Consider the following 16,827-nt stretch of genomic DNA (forward strand, 5'->3'; position numbering starts at 1 on the left):
ATTTATCGTGTGTTCTCACGAATCACGGAACGGATGTTTTCCAGCTGTGTGGATGCGCTTGCATCGATGATTTCATCCGGCATCTCGACGATGCAAGTGCCGGCCTCTGCTTCGCGCATCGGCACGATTTTAATATGGTCGGACAGGCTCGACAGAGCTGCCGCCAGCATCGGATCGCTTTGGGATACGCCTTTGATGTCGCAGTCAGCGACATAAATTTGCACCCATTCGCGCCGTTTCAGTTTCTCGGTCGCCGACAGGATCATTCGTTTGATGATCTCATCGCTGCTTTTCAGGCTAACATGGATGACCTTTTCGGCCACTGTGACCGCTACATCCAGCAGTTCGCCGCACAGCTGGTCGATCGAGTGATCGCGGATGGAAGCGGCCTGTTCCAAAAAGCGCTTCACATCCCCGATGGCCTTTTCGGCCGCTTCCTTCGTGGCCGCAATGGCCTCCTGTTCGCCCTTGGCACGCCCTTCGGCATAGCCTTGGTTATATCCTTCTTCGGCTGCATGCTGATGGATCTGTGCCACTTCGGCTTCTGCGGCCAGTTTGGCTTGTTCGATCATCTGCTCAGCCTGTTCCCGTGCCTGCTGAAGCAGGGCATCGGCCTGGACACGGGCAAAGGTCACAGAACCTTCGGAGACCCCGGCACGGGGCTCCTCGGGCGATGATGGTGTGGTTTCTTCTTCGAACTCCTCCATAGGCGGGGTCTGTTCCCCGGTATAGGGAATGCTTTCTTTCATGCGGACCATTTCTTCGAGCTGGCTTGCGACCTGCTCGGCGTCTGGCATCTTGTATTCTTCTGCCTTGGGTTTTACAAAATACTTCAGGATACTAGACAATGATCTCATCCTTTCCGCCCTTTAGGATAAGGACTTCATTGCGTTCCTCCAATTCGCGGATAACGCCCACGATGCGCTGCTGTGCCTCTTCCACGTCACGAATACGCACATTGGTCGTAATATCGAGGTCTTCCTGGATATTCTGGCGCATACGGGTGGACATGTTGGCAAACAGCTTGTCGGCCACATCCTTGTTGGCACCCTTGAGGGCCAATACGATGTCGCGCATATCGCAATCGCGGATAAAGCGCTGAACCGAACGGTCGTCCATGTGAACGATATCTTCGAATACGAACATACGCTTGCGAATCTCTTCGGCCAGCCCGCTGTCCTTGACTTCCAGGCCGTCGAAGATCGCCTTTTCGCTCGAGCGTTCCAAGTTGTTCATGATAGCCGCAATATGATCCAGACCACCGATCTGGATGTTTTCGGTGACCACGATGCTGGAGAACTTCTTTTGCAGTTCGTCCTCGATCATCTTGACCGCATTGGGCGATGCGCTGTCCATACGTGCAATGTCTTCGACCACGCGCAGCTTCTTCTTGGGCGGCAATTCCTCGAGAACGGCCGCCGCCTTGTCCGGATCGACATGGGACAGAACCAACGCGATCGTCTGCGCGCGTTCATGCTGCAACGTCGACAGCAAGGTCTTAGGATCGGTCTTGTTGAGGAACGAGAACGAACGGTTGGTCAGTGCCTTGGTGACCTTGTTTAAAAGCTGTTCGGCCTCCTGATTGCCAAAGGCCTTCTGCAAAACCGAACGGGCATATTCCAAGCCGCCCTCGGTAATGGCCTTGTTGGCCAAACACATCTGATAGAAATCTTCCAAGACCATTTCGGTCTGTTCGGGCGCAACATATCCCAGCTTGGCGACTTCAATCGTGAGCTGTTCCAGCTCATCCGGGTTCATGTATTGGTAGATACGGGAAGCCTTATCCGTGCCGAGAGCTACGATAACGGTCGCAGCTTTTTGCGCGGTCGTCAAATTCAACTCAGCCATTTGCGTTCTCCCCCTTCAGCCATGTACGGATCATTTGTGCTGCGATTTCCGGATTTTCTTCGGTGAACTTGCGGATATCCCGCTTCAGTTCCATATTCTTCTCATTCTTGATATCCAGGATATTTTCCGCAGCTTCCTGGGCCGCCATTGCTTCGGCCTGTGCCGCCAATGCCGCTGCCTGCTCTTGCTGCTCCAGTTCGAGCATTGCCTGCTGCTTCTTCCGGCGACGGCTGGTCGCAATGATCAGGAGCACGATCAACAGCAGCAGCAGACCGCCTACGCCAGCGCCTGCATACAGCGCCCACTTGGGCAGCTGGATATTGCGCAGGAAGCCGCCTTCGTTATCGCCTTCCGGCGTTGCATTGTAGAACGGAGCTACCAAAATATTGATCTTATCCGCCTGCTGGTCGGTCGAAATACCGGCCGCACGGGCGATATGACTGGTCAGCTGTGCGGTACCCACATCGCCGGCCGCATCCTGATTGATGGTAACGGCGATCATGATATCGGTTACAACGCCCGAATTCTGTTCGCGCTGTTCGGTGGTCTTATTGACGTTATGGTCTTCCGAGCCCGAATTGTAGAGCGATGTTTCATTGCCCGTGACCGCATTCTGCGAATCCATATACGTCTGGATATCCGCATTGGTTTCTGCGCCCACAACACCGCCGTTTGCCGTATCCCCATCGCGGGTGAGCGACTGTTCATACTCCCGGTGACCGATGATGCCTTCGCCAGCCGGGGCCCCTTCCGGGGTGGTGTATTCGGTCGATTCCGAAACGCTGCGGCTGACATCCACTGTACTGTTGACACTGACGCGTACATTGTCAGTGCCGTAAACCGGGGTCAGAACCTGCAAAACTTCCGAACGCACCCGGTTATTGACCTGCGTTTCCAAGCGCATTTTCAAATCCGAAGCCGATGCGCTGGTGTTGGAATCGCCGCCCGGGGTATAGGTATTGCCGAGCGAGTCACTGATCGAAATGCTGTCAAATTCCAGTCCCTTGACACTGCGCGCAACCAGATTGCCGATTGCTTCTACATATTCTTCGGGCAGTGCTGCGCCGTCCTGCATGGTGACGACGATCGAAGCGCTGGCCGGCACGGCGTTTTCACTATCCAGCACATATCGCTGGTCGGAACCGGCCGAAATGGTAACGACTGCATCCTTTACGCCTTCAAAGCACCGGATAACGGCCGCCATGCGGTCTTGCAGCTCGTAGTTACGAACGGTTTCCCGGTCGGATTCGCTGGCCATCATGCCGACATTATTAAAATATGTATCGTAGTTAAAACCGGATTTGGGATAGCCGTCCAGCAACAGCTTGGCCTTCAGATTCGGTTCATCCGCCTGCGGCACTTTGATCGTATCGCCTTCGATCTTGTAGTCTGTTGCGCCGTATTCTTCCAACTTCGCGACAACCGCCGAAGCCTCATCGGTAGACAGCCCTGTAAAAAGAACTTCATACGGTCGGTTGTTGATGACAACCGCCATGATGACAGCAAAAACTACGACCGCCACTAATACGACCGCCGTAATTTTAATGCTTTTGGATTTTTTATCCCCAGTATAAAGCCCTTTTATTTTTTCCAAACCGCCTTGCAGCTTTTCTTTCACAATTGACTCCGCCCTTATCCTTCTATCATTTCCCGCTTAATGAACACCTGCACGTTTTGTTAGATACTCATACGTGTTACTTCACTATAAGCATCCAAGGCTTTATTCCGCAACTGCACCAGCAGTTCCACGGAAAGCTGTGCCTTCGTGCTTGCAATCGACAAGGTTGCCGGGTTATCCAATTGTCCGGTTGCCAACAAATATTCTGCCTGATTCTTTTCCGCATCGGTCTGTTTTACGTTATCGATTGCATATTGGAAAACATCTGCAAAAATAGGCGATCCGCTTGTTGTATTTCCTGTGTTTTGTGTCGTTGCGGATACACTCGGAAATGTGTCCCACAACGGCTGAATCGATCCGATTGCTGCCATTCCTTATTCCCCATTTCTTTTTAAATCCTGCGTTTACTTGCCAATATCAAGCGCACGGGTTGCAACCGTCTTGAGCGTATTGAATGCTGTTACATTGGCCGAAAATGCCTGTGTTGCAGCCATCGCGTCGGTGATTTCCTTCACCAGATCCACGTTCGGCAACTCTACATACCCCTGTGCATTGGCATCCGGATGGGTGGGATCATACTGCAACTTCAGTGCACTTTGATCCTCGACGATCTGCGTAACACGTACCCCGCCGTTTTCCGACAGATTCCCAGTCGCCTGCGGTAAATTGCCTGCCGCCCGCGCCAGAACTTCCCGGAAGGAATCCCGTCCGCCGTCTGCTTCCATCACAACCATCTTCCGGCGATATGGACCGTCTCCGCCTTCTACTCTCGTTGTATTGATATTCGAAACATTCTCCGAAATGACATCCAAACGAAGCTGCTGAGCGGTCATGCCCGAGCCGGTAATATTCATAGAACTTAAAAAAGCCATCGTCTTCCCTCCTTACTGTCCACGAATTGCGGTACGCAACAGAGTAAGGTCATTCGAGATGGCGTTAAATACATGCTGTTGCTGAAGGGCGTTGCGCGCTAATTCGATAGCCTGCTCGGTCATATCCACACCGTTTCCGTCCATACGTGCGGTTTCGTTTTCGGCTACATGAACGGTCGCCGAAGAGTCTTCCAGCACATCTCGGAAGTCTTGTGCTTTGCCATTTCCGACAGCGTCTAATTTCCCTCGCAGCGTTTCTTCGAAGGTAACGTACTTCGCCTTATAGTTCGGCGTTTCCACGTTTGCAATATTATCCAAAATTGCAGTTTGCTTGGTCCACAGAAAATCCATGGATCGTTGCATCATCAACAATGCGTTATTTGTCAATGGTTCCATTGGAACGCCTCCATCATTTTTGTTTAAAATATTTATTCTGCATATATTTTACTATTCTTATGGCGCCGATTCAACATTTTTTCGACAACTTTACATACTTTTCGTTATCATTTTCCACAACCGATATTTCCTTCTAAAAAGTTCTTTTCCCTATCTTATTTGTAAGAAAAGCGTATCAAACAAGCATCCAACTGCCCAATTACCATTATTTCCACAATTTTAAAGGATATTTTTCTAAAAATTTTTGTACATTTTCACCACATGATTTTTCACAAAAACAATGCACCCTGCACGCTTGTTTTATATTCGATTCTCCAGATTGTACACATAAAAAACCGGTTCAACCCCCGTCAAAGAAGGTCAGAACCGGTTTTTATGTTATGTGTTACACGTAAGAGGACGCCAATTGTATTGCCCGGTAAGCCCAGTATGTCGTGGGCACATCGCGGTAATAGACCGTCGTTCCCCCGGATGTGCGGCCCAGCAGACGTGTCATCAGAGAGGCCGCTTCGCTGCGCGCCAAGCCATTATAGGGCCGGAACGAGCCATCGCTGTAACCGCTGATCCAACCACGAGAAGCAGCATAGCGTACCGCACTGTTGTTGGTATCGGTGAAGGTCGGGCCGCTGCTGGATACTGTGGGCGAACCCATCAGCCGATAGATCATATCCACAAAGTCGCCACGGGTAATGGCCTGATCGGGATAAAAATAGGTCGTGCTGTCCAGGATTCCCGCTGCCTGGAAGGTATTCACCGCTTGTGCATACCACGAACCATTGACAACATCCCGGTAGGTGCTGCCAGTGACCGAAACACTGGAACTGATATCACACAGGCGATACAACATCACCACTGCTTCCGCACGGGTCATATTATTTTCCGGGCGGAAGGTGCCATCGGTATAACCGCTCATAAACGCACTGCGGGAAGAGGTATTGAGCCGCACCTGATTGGTCGGCTGGACCGGGTCGCGGGAATAATAAGCCCGGCCGGATACCGTCACATTTTGCTCAATATCGGTCAAATATAGCGTTACCACGCCAGTCGAACTGCGGCGCATCTGATATGTGGTACCACCGACCTTGATCGATGTTTTATCCGCGCCAACCGTACGGCTGTTATTCCCGATTTTCACCGTGATCTCATCGATCTGGTAGTTGGTGTTCGGGGTAAAGTAGAACATGACATCATCACCGGCATCGATCCGGCTGGACGATACACTCTTGGTGATCTTCATGTTGCTGGATGATTGGATGGTCAACGTTGGACGGGAAACGGTCCCCGAACTGGTCGAAGTGGCAGACACTTTGACAGGCTCAGTGATGTTGTCTACATAAAGAACATATTCGCCATCGCCCAGATCTTCGATCTCATAGTTGCGGCGGCCCACCCGGATTTCGCCATCCTCCGGATCGGCGCTCGCTTCTTCGTCCCCGATTTTCAGGGTGATGCGGCGTACCGAATAGCTGTCTGATGTTGTACTGATATAAAACTCAGCATCGTCCCCTCGTGATACCGTATCGCCGCAATCGGTGTCGATATTGATGCGGCTGCCTTCGCTGGTCTCAATCGGAATATTGTCTTCATCATATCCCGATGTAATATAGATGGTCGTATCATAATAGATGCTCGGCAGCGTAAAGGTGATTTCGTCATCCTCTTCTTTGACGAGCGCACGGTCATTGCCCATGACCAGATAGGTTTGACCGGTCGCCCAGCTGGCATAATTCTTGCCATACTGCACGGTCATGTCGCCAAATGTGTAGCCTGCACGCGCCGATACGCGAACATACAGGGTATCGCCTTCGGTGACCGTGGTAGAACTGCTGCTCGGGCGTTCCAACTCCAAACCATCATCTACATCGATTTGCACCCGATAAGTCTGCGGGATTTCCTCTACCAGAGATTCCACACTCAAATAATCGTGAATCGCTTCTGTTTTAATTGTGGTTTTATCAGTCGCATTCCAAGTGACCGTCCACCCATTCCAAGTTGCACTACCGGTAACGGTCGTTTGCCCGGAGCTATTTTTCAAAACAAGCTGCTTCAGCTCATACCCTTTTTCCGGCTCTATGGTCAAGGTCACGGCATCCCCATCGTAATATTCATTACTCGCCTTGGTTCCTGTTACTGTTGCATGGGAGGCATCTGGAATAGATGCAAGAAATTCTTCCCGATCTTCTGCTTCAAAGCTAACGGTAACATCCAAATTTTCCTGAATTCCTGTGGCATCAATGGTCAATGTACAATCGCCATCATCCACAGGCCAGCTGGCTACTGCTGCGCTTAACTCTGTTGTACTTTCTTCTGATTTATGGTCCTTATCTAATATAAGAACTTCCGCTTCACTCTCCGAACCTGCTTCAGGCCGTGTTGCGATGTTCAATGTAATCGATTGCAATCGATACGCTTCGTTATTTATTCCAATATTAAAATCTTGTTTTTCATTCACTTTCAGCGTAAAATCTTCCGGTGTTTCAACACGAGATTCTGGTTTAAAATCAATCTTCGCTTCTGCCACCGATTCTTCCGCGCCTTCCTCATCATCCCCTGCCGCTGCTGTCCATATGGTTGACGGCAAAACCATCAAAACAGATAACGCAGCTGCGATCATCCGTTTCCATTTGTGTCTCATGCCCACCATTGCTCCTTCCTAAAGTATCTTATTTTTATATATCGTCCGTTTTTTTTGCAACATAAGAAAAGAGTCTCCGCCTTTTGGCGAAGACTCTTTTGCTGTTCTTTTAGTGCATATCCTCCTGCCGCAGACGGAACCGTCCAACAAGCGACTTGAGCATTTCGGACTGTCCCGAAAGTTCTTCGCTTGCTGCTGCCGATTCTTCTGCCGTTGCCGAGTTGGTCTGTACTACGCTGGAAATCTGATCGATGCCCTGCGTGATCTGGACGATCGACTCGGTTTCCTGCCGTACTGCTTCTGCAACTGCATTCATACCAGATGTTGCCGTGTGTGCTGCTTCCATCAAAGAGTTGACCGAGCTGCTGACACGCTTCATCAGGGCCGCACCTTCATCCACTGCACCAATCGACTTCTCGATCAGTTCCTTGGTAGCCTTTGCTGCCTGGTCGGACTTGGATGCCAGGTTACGTACTTCATCCGCAACGACTGCAAAGCCCTTACCAGCTGCACCCGCACGAGCTGCTTCGACCGCAGCATTGAGCGCCAGAATGTTGGTCTGGAACGCAATGTTTTCGATCGTCGAAATGATCTTGCTGATTTCCTGGGATGCGCTCGAAATCTTTTCCATCGAGCTATCCAGCGTCATGATATCTTCACTGCTGGTCTGCAATTCCATACCAGCCTGCTGGGTTGCAGCCTTCGCATCTTCTGCCATGCTTGCAGTTCTCTGGCTGTCCGTCGAGATCTGGTTGATGGTGGCTGCCAGTTCTTGTACCGCGCTGGCCTGCTCGGTTGCGCCCTGTGCCAGCGACTGCGCACCGGAAGATACCTGTTCCGCACCGGCGGAAACCTGTACCGAAGCGGTATTGATCTGTGCCATTGTACTGCTCAGATCACGGTTGATTTGCTGCATGCTTGTCAAAACCGGAGCAAAGTCCCCAATGTAATATCCATGGTCACGCGAACGAACATCGAAGTTACCATTAGCCATTTCCTTCAGCAGATAACTCAGATCGCCAATGATATTTTGCAGATGCTCCACGATATTTTCGGTTGTCTTGGCCAATCGCCCGGTTTCGTCCTTGGTATTGATCTGCGGAACCGGTGCAGACAGGTTGCCTTCTGCCAGCAGATCGATGCGTTCCACGCATGCCTGAATCGGACGGCTGATCGAAACGGCCATACCGATCGCAATGATGATGCCCAGCAACGTAACGACAACTGCCACAATGATAGTAACGACAATTGCAGCGTAGACATCACTCATCAGATCCGACTTAGGCAACATGATGCCCATGCCCCAGCCGTCTGTACTTTTCAGAGGTCCATATGCTACCATCTTGGTTTCGCCTTTGTACTTGTACTCACCAACGCCGCTCTTACCGTTGTGGATTGCCTGATGATACTCAGCCAATGCCGCCAAACTGGAGTCGGTTTTCGCTTCCTCTTCAATGTTTTCTACACCGACATTTTCCATTGTTACGTCTGCAATCGTGGTGCCGTCCTTATCAATTAGATACGCACCATTATTTTCCGTAATATGAATCGAGGCCATAATATCATTGAGGAAAGTTTCCTGCGGCACAAAATAGAGTACACCCATGATCGGATTTTGATCATTGCCGCCCTGATACAACGGACCTGCCACAATGATAGTCAGTTCTCCAGTTTCCTTACTCAGAACCGGCGTGGAAACAAAATATTCCCCTTGCATCGCACGCTGGAAATACTCGCGGTCCGAGTAGTTGTTTCCGTCAAACAAACTGTTGCCATTGGTGTCCAAAATGTTGCCGCGCACCATGCCGTAATCCTGCGCCCAAGCATTCAGGTTTTCCTGCTTGGTTGCGACAGGCACCAGTGGATCACTGAATTCCGTCATTTTGGCTGCGCTTTGAATGGCTTCCGTATATCTCGTCAACTCCTGCTCAACGCGCTCTGTCGCAACCGACAACGCGCCTTCCAGCGCTGTTTCCGTCAGTTTTTGTGAACCACGCAAGTTCATCAAAACGCTGATAACCCCCAGTACGACCATACCGAACACGATCGTCGCTACCATTCCTATCAATATTTTGCTTTTTACACTTTTCATACACTACCACCCTTTATTATTTGTTCCGACAGGATATTTATTAAATTCGACATATTCCCTCGTTAAATAATATATGAACTGTATTTTTTTGCATCTTTTTTATGCAGCCGTAAATTATTACACTTTTTACGCCAAGAAATACATTTTGGGCTTGCTTTTCTGTTTGGAATCATGTAGCATAAAGGCAAAAAGTCTTGCAGAAAGATTAACTATTAAAAGTCAACCCCTAAAATGAATGGTGGTGGTCAAGTAGTGGTCAAACGGAGATGGTTCAAAAAGGGCATAGCAAAGCTGAGGTCTTGTCAGACCCCTACTGGGCGGCTATTCAAGTGGTTGTCACTCAGGCTACTGAGCGATAGGGCTGCTTGGATTTCTCCATGGCAAAGATAAGCCGCACCAGCTTCTTGGCAGCGTGGGAGATGGCAACATTGTAGTGCTTACCCTCGGCCCTCTTTTTAGCGAGATAGGCGGCAAAGGTTGGATTCCAAAGACAGACATACTTGGTAGTATTGTAAAGAGCGTAGCGTAAGTATCGGGAGCCTCGTTTCTCCATGTGCGGGTAGCAATTTTTGAGCTGTCCGGATTGGTAAGTAGACGGTGACATTCCGGCATAAGCCAGCAGCTTGTCTGAGGAGTCGAAGCGAGAGAGATCCCCAACCTCTGCCAGGATCATGGCACCCATGCGGCAGCCAATACCTGGAATGGTGGTGATGGGAGAATGGATTTCCTCCATCATGGCCTCAATTTCTGCTTCAATCTCGTCAATCTCGGTATCTAATTCCTGGATGAGCCGGATGGTGTGCTGTAATTCCAGGGACTTGGCAGGCATTTTAGAACCAATGGAGTTTCGTGCCGCATCCCGAACTGCCACAGCCATATCCCGCTTATAGCGTCCTTTGGAGGCATTCTCCAGAAGGGATTTGAGCCTTGTCAGGTGTGCCCTGGCAATCTGTTTGGCACCTGGAAACTCTTCCAGCAGAGCATAGACAGTCGCCAAATGGAGAGAGGACACCAGCTTCTCCAGTTCAGGGAAGAGAATGCAAACCAGTCTGGAAATTGAGCTTTTCAGTTTTGCTCGTTCTTTTACCTTGTCAAAACGGTATCTGGTGAGTGACTTTAGTTCCTCATTGTGATATGCTGTATTCGTGTAGGGTTTGAGGCCCACATCGGATAACAGCATAGTAGCAATGGTTCGAGCATCTACACGGTCGGTCTTGGTCTTTCGCAGGCTGAGACTTTTCCGGTAGAGGTTCGTGCGTAAGGGATTCAAGACATAGGTGGCCAGACCGTTGTCAAGAAGAAATCCAAGCAGATTGTAGCTGTAATGTCCCGTAGCCTCAAGCCCTACCTTTATTTTGTCCTGGGATGCGGTGCAGGCCTGGATTTTCTCCAGCAGTGTGTGAAATCCATCCATATTGTTGGAAATGGTAAACACATCTGCAAGCACTTCACCCTCCGAACTCTGAATAAAGCAGTCGTGCTTGTCCTTTGCCACATCAATACCAACAGAAACTACCATTTCTAAAACCTCCAACGGTAAATTTGTGATGCTGTTCCACAGAACACTTTGCTTTTGTAACCTTGTTCCACATAAACCGTCTGGCGGTATTTAACTGATTAACAAAACTGCAAAGGGCTGTGGTTGGAACCTTTCAGGAACCATCTTGTGGTAGGAGAATCGCACCAATCCACAGCATCCCTTACAGTGTAGCACAGCCCTTGGAGAGGGGCCTTAAAAACTACTACTCTATAATACAAGGAGAATCACCATTTTGATTACCAAACGATTCTGCATTGTGCTGCTTGCCGCAACGGTCCCGCTCCTCAGTTCGTGTGGCAAATCCGAAGAAGCGCCGGAGTCCACGGCCTTGACCAGCTACACCTTTGAAGCGGATACCATCCCTTCTTTGGAGCAGGTCATCACCAGTGAATCGGGCGGCCGCTTTATTGCCACACTTTCCCCGGACGGGCAGAGCGATGGGACCGAAGGCGGCGAAGATGCGGAAGAAGAAAGCGCATCCAGCAGCAGTGCATCGGGCGAGGACGCACAACCTGCTTATCTTTCTTATGACTATCAGCAATTCACCGAGGGCCAGACCGGCAAGGTCGTGCAAAGCTATGTCGAATTGTTATGCAGTGAAGAATATGCCATGGTGACCGAGGACGACCCGGATTATACGGCGGATACCGGTTCGGTGACGCTGTCCCGCCAGGCGGTTGCGGTCGGTGCGGATGGCGGTCCGCAGACAGCGGATGCTGCACAAATCGATACCAGCACGGGTGATGACGAGGAAAAGGACTCCGAAGACGCTGACAAGGGCGATACAAGCGCCGAAGTCACCGCTCCCCCCTATGCCTCCTGTGTGTATGATAATCAGAATCTGTTCCGGGTACGGGTCGACTGGACCCCGACTAGCTGCCTGGTAACGCTGGACAAAGTTGCCGGCAAGGACTTCCAGACCTCACTTTTGGAAGCAGGCGAAATGTTATCGTTTAGTGCTGCAAAAGATTTGATGTATACGGTAAGTCCGGCCGAAATCGGGCTGCCCGGTGACACGATGGCTTTGTATAGTTTGAAGCCTGGTCCTGGCTTTGTGATGGTCGACGGCCAAGCTTGCCTGACCGTATATGTCTACGGCAAGAACAGCGAAGGCACCAATTCTCTGATGGGTACTTACTTCATCTCTTCGGATGGCGCCAACTTGTTCCGTCAGGTGCGCGAAGGCTCCAACGAGGTCGAACAAGTCATTTTGAAGGATATCTCCCCTGCCGAATCGGCCAGCGAACCGGATGCAAGCAGCGCGGCATCCAGCAGTGCAGAATAAAAAAAAGAACGGTACCAAGGTACCGTTCTTTTTTTATGCGTAGGTGTCGATATTCGCCCCTACACCCGGTGTGCTCGGCAACATCTGGAGCATCTCCTGTGCTGCCAACTCAGCGGAATCCATTGCTTTTTTGGCCACCGAAATCGACACACTTTGCTGCAACTGTGCATTGCTCATGCCGACGGACATTGCCGCGATGCTATCCATCATTTTGCGGCACCTCCTTTCCAGGCCTTGCGGCCTATTGTAAATATCGGCTTTGTTGTCTGCTGCATAATGGTTTAATCTTCCAAAATGTAGACTTTTGCTGGGCGCACCCCAAATTGTTCGGCTTCCTCGCCGGTCATAAAGAACAGGTCGATGCGTGCGCCTTTGATCAAACCGCCCGTATCCTCCGCAAGGCCAGGGCCATAGGACCAGGATTGGTCGCCGCCGTTGGATACGACATACACCCGGCTGCCCAGCGGGATGACCGATGGGTCAACGGCAATGGTGCCATATTGGGTCGTGGTACCCGATGCGGTGATGGTACCGCCCTCTTCGATGCGGTGATAGGCGGTTGCCTTGACTTCGAGCACCGACGTATACCGATATGTCGAGCCGTCTCCCGCGGTAATGGTCTTGGTGGTCGGATTATCGGTAATCCCAGCCGGAACCGACCACACCAGCTGCCGGCCATCGGTCGTCAGGCCGCCGCTTTGGGTCGTGGTTTCCAGCAGCGGTGTGCCCTGAATGAGCTCATCCACCTTGACTTCTTCCACTTCTTTTTCTTCGCTTTCATTTTTGGGTTCCCGGGTGCCGCGCTCAATGATGCAGTCTACCGGCTCTTTGATCACTTCTCGTGATACGATCTCCCGCTCGGCTTCCTCACCATCGTGCAGCGTAATGCGATATTGCACCACTTCTTCCCCATACTGGCCTTTTTGCGCGATCGTTTGCTTGCCTTTCAGCAGCTCTGCATTATCGCGCGTTTGCACATCGAATCGGGTCTCCTTGGTTTCGCTTTCGGTCTTGTACGTCACCCGTGTGACCTGAATTTCGGTGCTTTCTTCCAGATGCTCGTCCAGAGCAGGCTCTACGATATCATTTGCCCCCAGTTGGATGTCATTTTCCCGCAAGATCTCACGAACCGTACATTCGCTAGTACGCACGGTGACATTGCCTTCCATCGTACTTATGGACACATCAAAGGTGTCGCCCATCGTCAAATAGGTACGGTTGCCCTCCTTGCGGTGGCTTTCCAGTTCGGATGGCGTCACGCCAAACCGATCACACGCTTCTTCCAATGACCCCGGAAACATATATACGGTTTCCGACCGGGTGCCGTCTTCCAGCACATAGGCATGCGCCAATCCAGATAAGGCGACCGCGCTGCCTGTCACCAGCATCACGATCAGTCCGCTGACAACAGCCGCCATGGTCCATACTTTCTTTTCTCCCCCTGGTTTGGCAGAGTGCTTGGGTTGATATCGCGCAAACCAGCTGCTTTTTTTGGAGCGCTGGCCATACGGGTTCTCTGATTTATATCTTTTCTTGATGTTCCCCGACACTCCTTTGATCCTTTCTGCGGCGTTGCGGACTTCCCCGCCCCGCCTGCATGGTATTGCAATACAAAAAAGTATATGATCAATATGTATATCGTCCAAAGTCTGCCGCAGTTAAGTCTTATCCCCAAGTTATCCTCATGTCCTGGCTTTCCCGCGCGCGGCGGCCGCAACATCAAAAGCAGCAGGGGTGTTTCCTGCTGCTTTTGGTTTCAATTGTGCGATGTTTTATGTCTTTCTCCAAGCCTTGGAAACATCTTTTTCAGCACCCCATGCATCCGGTTTTCGGCATGCACGGCAAGCCAGGCCAGAGCCAGCCAGGCCACGATAAACTGCGGACATACCTGCCCCCATAGATTGCCCGGCATATCCGAATAATCCCAGATCTGCATTCCCAGCCAGCGGTTGACAATCAAGCCCGTGAACAGTTCCAATGTTGTAATCAGCGCTGCTCCCTGGACCATCTGCAACAACATGGAGGAGTGATCCTGCCATTCGTCGAGCAGACCGATCAAAGCAAAACAAACCCCTCCCAAAACGCCCATCGTCCAGTGCGTACTGCCGCGCCACAGCAGTTCGACCCCCATATAGGCCAATCCGCCCAAGCCTGCAATCATCCCATGCAGGAGCACCTGGCCACCGGCCCGCATATGCGTTCCCCCTTTCCGGTTCTGTTATTGGGATTTTATGCGGCGACCGGCCGGAAATATGCGCAAAAAACACCGTTTAACACGAAAACGCCATGCCTGCCGCTCCGGCGGCGACGATCCATACGATCAGCGGGACCCGTTTGCAAACCGGCAAATGGGTGACGGCAAAACCGGCGATATAAATCAGAATCGCGCGCCCATAGAGCTGGTGCTCGCGCAGCAGTATCAGTCCCATCAGCCCGACCACGGCCGCTGCAATCGCTGCGACAACGGCTGGCCGCAAGCCATAAAAAAACTGCTTGACGAGCGGCCGGTCCTGAAATCCATGCACACAAACCGCCACGATCGTTACGATCACGATACTGGGCAGGCACAAACCCGCGACCGCGCTGAGGACGCCGGGAATCCCGGCCGCCTGGTAGCCGATGCAGCTGGCCATGTTGACGCCGCCTGGCCCCGGCGCACTTTCGCCAACGGCAATGATGGCGGCAAGCTGCTCCTCGGTCACCCAGCCGTATTTTTCGGGCAGTTCCATTAAAAACGGGATGGTCGCCGCGCCGCCGCCCAGGGTGCAGATCGCAATCCGCGCAAAATTCAAAAACAGCTGCACACAGATCATGTATGCCACCTCCCGGTCAGCGCGGCATACAACACCGCGACGATTCCCCCGCCGAGCGTCAGCAGCAAAATCGGCAGGTCCAAAGCCATACCGAGCACAAAAGCGGCCATACCCAAGATGGCGGTGAACCGGTCGCGGATACATTTTTTGCCCATAGTCCAGACCGTATTCGTCAAAAACACACAGACCATGGCGCCAATGCCCGCCAGGGCATGCTGAAAGGCCCCGGTGTCCAGATGATTGTGAAACAGCATCGCCAGAATGGTCATCACACACATGGGCGATGTGACCTGTCCGAGTACGGCTGCAAACACACCGCCGATCCCGGCCACCCGATAGCCGACATACACCGAGGTGTTGACCGCAATGATCCCCGGCGTACACTGTGCGACCGCATACATATCGATCAGTTCTTCTTCGGTGACCCAATGGTACCGGTCGATTGCTTCCTGCCGCAGCAGCGGCAGCATCGCCAATCCGCCGCCAAAGGTAAAGGCTCCCAGCCGCAGAAAGGCCAGATAAAGATGAAGATATTGCATGATTCCTCCCAACAAAAGAAAGGGTGGCTCAGCCACCCTTTCTCCCTCTCCGCTGCATATGGGAAAGCATTTGTTCATAGGGTGCCTGATGCCCTGTCAATCGTTCAAACTGATGGGCCCCCTGATAAACAGCCATTTGAAAGCCATTCATCGTACGACATCCAATTTTTTTGGCATCGAGCAGCAACTGCGTCTCCGATGGATTGTACGCCAGATCACAGACCAGCACATGCGGCATCAAACAATCGGGCGCCAGGGGCGACTGCCCCACATAGGGCTGCATCCCCAGTCCGGTCGCATTGACCAGAATATCGACCTGCTGCATGATGTCCCGCGGGATTTGCGCGCAATATGGCAGCGCTTCGGCCGATATGCCGGCGCCATGGACCAAATCGCGCGCCAATGCCTGGGCATTCGCCGGGGTGCGGTTCATGATTTGGATGCCGCCGATCCCGTGCACGGCACAGGCAAAGCTGATCGCCCGCGCGGCACCGCCTGCGCCCAGCACCAACATGTTCTTGCCGGTAAAATCGATCTGTTCGGCCAGTGCCTGGACAAAGCCGGTCCCATCGGTGTTATACCCCACCAGGCATCCATTTTCCAGCTTGACCGTATTGCACGCGCCAATCTGCCCGGCCATCAAATCCACACTGTCCAAATAGTCCAGGATTTTCATTTTCAGCGGTTTGGTCACGGCAAAGCCCAAAAACGGCATCCGCCGAAAGGCAGGCAGCAGCACCGGCAGGTCGTCCTCCGTGCATTCCAGCGGGAAATACAGTGCATCCAACCGGCACGCGCGCAGCGCCGCATTTTGCATGGCCGATGCCCGGGAAAATCCCAACGGCTTGCCCAGAAGCGCAATGTAGCGCGTCGAAACCGAAGGCAGCATCTCAGGCGAGCACCTGATAGCGGGTCACGACCTCCGCATCCGCAAACATGGCTGCAAACTGCGGCACAATGCGGGTGAAATGCTCAGTCGCGCCATGAAAATCAATAGCGGCCTGGTCTTTCCAGCATTCGACAAACAGGTGCACCCGCGGGTCGTCCTCGGCCTGCACCGAATAATAGCTAACGCATCCGGCTTCGGCTACCGATTTGCTCACAAGCTCCTGTGCAAGCTTGTGATATGCGTCCATACATTCCGGCTTGATGACTTGTCTTGCAATGGTGACGATCATGTGAGGTTCCT

At 51.9% G+C, this 16,827-nt stretch carries 17 protein-coding genes; 1 reads left to right on the plus strand and 16 read right to left on the minus strand.

The window, feature by feature from the left end; genetic code table 11:
- Positions 1-2 precede the first annotated feature (2 nt).
- The 9 genes from EFB11_RS09365 to EFB11_RS09405 all read right to left on the minus strand — a co-directional run bounded on the left by EFB11_RS09365 (position 3) and on the right by EFB11_RS09405 (position 10,980).
- Positions 3-857, minus strand: coding sequence for a FliH/SctL family protein (locus tag EFB11_RS09365; protein ID WP_122789982.1), 855 nt, complete (start codon positions 855-857; stop codon positions 3-5).
- Positions 841-1,848 carry a flagellar motor switch protein FliG gene (gene fliG, locus EFB11_RS09370; protein WP_122789983.1) on the minus strand — a complete coding sequence of 336 codons (1,008 nt, stop codon included), beginning with the start codon at positions 1,846-1,848 and terminating at the stop codon, positions 841-843. The genes EFB11_RS09365 and fliG overlap by 17 nt, the downstream gene beginning before the upstream one ends.
- Positions 1,841-3,466, minus strand: coding sequence for a flagellar basal-body MS-ring/collar protein FliF (fliF, locus tag EFB11_RS09375; protein ID WP_164706698.1), 1,626 nt, complete (start codon positions 3,464-3,466; stop codon positions 1,841-1,843). Before fliF ends, fliG begins: the two co-directional genes overlap by 8 nt.
- 59 nt (positions 3,467-3,525) lie before the next feature.
- Positions 3,526-3,837: a flagellar hook-basal body complex protein FliE gene (locus tag EFB11_RS09380; RefSeq protein ID WP_122789985.1), complete on the minus strand. Its 312-nt coding sequence runs from the start codon at positions 3,835-3,837 to the stop codon at positions 3,526-3,528.
- 33 nt (positions 3,838-3,870) lie between these two features.
- A complete protein-coding gene (gene flgC, locus EFB11_RS09385; protein WP_122789986.1) occupies positions 3,871-4,338 on the minus strand; it encodes a flagellar basal body rod protein FlgC in 468 nt (155 codons plus the stop codon).
- Between the two features lie 12 nt (positions 4,339-4,350).
- Positions 4,351-4,734 carry a flagellar basal body rod protein FlgB gene (gene flgB / locus EFB11_RS09390; protein ID WP_122789987.1) on the minus strand — a complete coding sequence of 128 codons (384 nt, stop codon included), beginning with the start codon at positions 4,732-4,734 and terminating at the stop codon, positions 4,351-4,353.
- 385 nt (positions 4,735-5,119) lie between these two features.
- Complete coding sequence (locus EFB11_RS09395; RefSeq protein WP_164706699.1) at positions 5,120-7,369, minus strand: S-layer homology domain-containing protein; 2,250 nt, start codon at positions 7,367-7,369, stop codon at positions 5,120-5,122.
- A 109-nt stretch (positions 7,370-7,478) separates the two neighbouring features.
- Positions 7,479-9,461 (minus strand): methyl-accepting chemotaxis protein, encoded by a 1,983-nt coding sequence (locus EFB11_RS09400; RefSeq protein WP_122789989.1) that lies wholly within the window; start codon positions 9,459-9,461, stop codon positions 7,479-7,481.
- Between the two features lie 340 nt (positions 9,462-9,801).
- Positions 9,802-10,980, minus strand: a complete 1,179-nt coding sequence (locus tag EFB11_RS09405; RefSeq protein ID WP_122789990.1) for an IS110 family transposase — start codon at positions 10,978-10,980, stop codon at positions 9,802-9,804.
- 253 nt (positions 10,981-11,233) lie between these two features.
- Between EFB11_RS09405 and EFB11_RS09410 the strand changes: the two genes are divergently transcribed.
- Entirely contained in the window at positions 11,234-12,286 is a 1,053-nt protein-coding gene (locus EFB11_RS09410) for a hypothetical protein (protein WP_122789991.1), read from the plus strand.
- 33 nt (positions 12,287-12,319) lie between these two features.
- On the opposite strand, the gene EFB11_RS09415 is transcribed toward EFB11_RS09410, so the two are convergent.
- The 7 genes from EFB11_RS09415 to EFB11_RS09445 form a co-directional block, all read right to left on the minus strand.
- Positions 12,320-12,496: a YjfB family protein gene (locus EFB11_RS09415; RefSeq protein ID WP_206424173.1), complete on the minus strand. Its 177-nt coding sequence runs from the start codon at positions 12,494-12,496 to the stop codon at positions 12,320-12,322.
- Positions 12,497-12,567: 71 nt separating this feature from the next.
- Complete coding sequence (locus EFB11_RS09420; protein ID WP_122789992.1) at positions 12,568-13,704, minus strand: G5 domain-containing protein; 1,137 nt, start codon at positions 13,702-13,704, stop codon at positions 12,568-12,570.
- Between the two features lie 338 nt (positions 13,705-14,042).
- Positions 14,043-14,480 carry a putative ABC transporter permease gene (locus tag EFB11_RS09425; RefSeq protein ID WP_122789993.1) on the minus strand — a complete coding sequence of 146 codons (438 nt, stop codon included), beginning with the start codon at positions 14,478-14,480 and terminating at the stop codon, positions 14,043-14,045.
- Between the two features lie 76 nt (positions 14,481-14,556).
- Complete coding sequence (locus tag EFB11_RS09430; RefSeq protein ID WP_164706700.1) at positions 14,557-15,099, minus strand: chromate transporter; 543 nt, start codon at positions 15,097-15,099, stop codon at positions 14,557-14,559.
- Positions 15,096-15,638 carry a chromate transporter gene (locus EFB11_RS09435; protein ID WP_164706701.1) on the minus strand — a complete coding sequence of 181 codons (543 nt, stop codon included), beginning with the start codon at positions 15,636-15,638 and terminating at the stop codon, positions 15,096-15,098. The genes EFB11_RS09430 and EFB11_RS09435 overlap by 4 nt, the downstream gene beginning before the upstream one ends.
- 28 nt (positions 15,639-15,666) lie before the next feature.
- Positions 15,667-16,527 (minus strand): shikimate dehydrogenase, encoded by an 861-nt coding sequence (gene aroE, locus EFB11_RS09440; RefSeq protein ID WP_122789996.1) that lies wholly within the window; start codon positions 16,525-16,527, stop codon positions 15,667-15,669.
- Position 16,528: 1 nt separating this feature from the next.
- Positions 16,529-16,816 carry a putative quinol monooxygenase gene (locus EFB11_RS09445; protein WP_122789997.1) on the minus strand — a complete coding sequence of 96 codons (288 nt, stop codon included), beginning with the start codon at positions 16,814-16,816 and terminating at the stop codon, positions 16,529-16,531.
- Positions 16,817-16,827: the final 11 nt, after the last annotated feature.

It is taken from the genome of Intestinibacillus sp. Marseille-P6563 (assembly GCF_900604335.1).
Taxonomy (GTDB): domain Bacteria; phylum Bacillota; class Clostridia; order Oscillospirales; family Butyricicoccaceae; genus Butyricicoccus_B.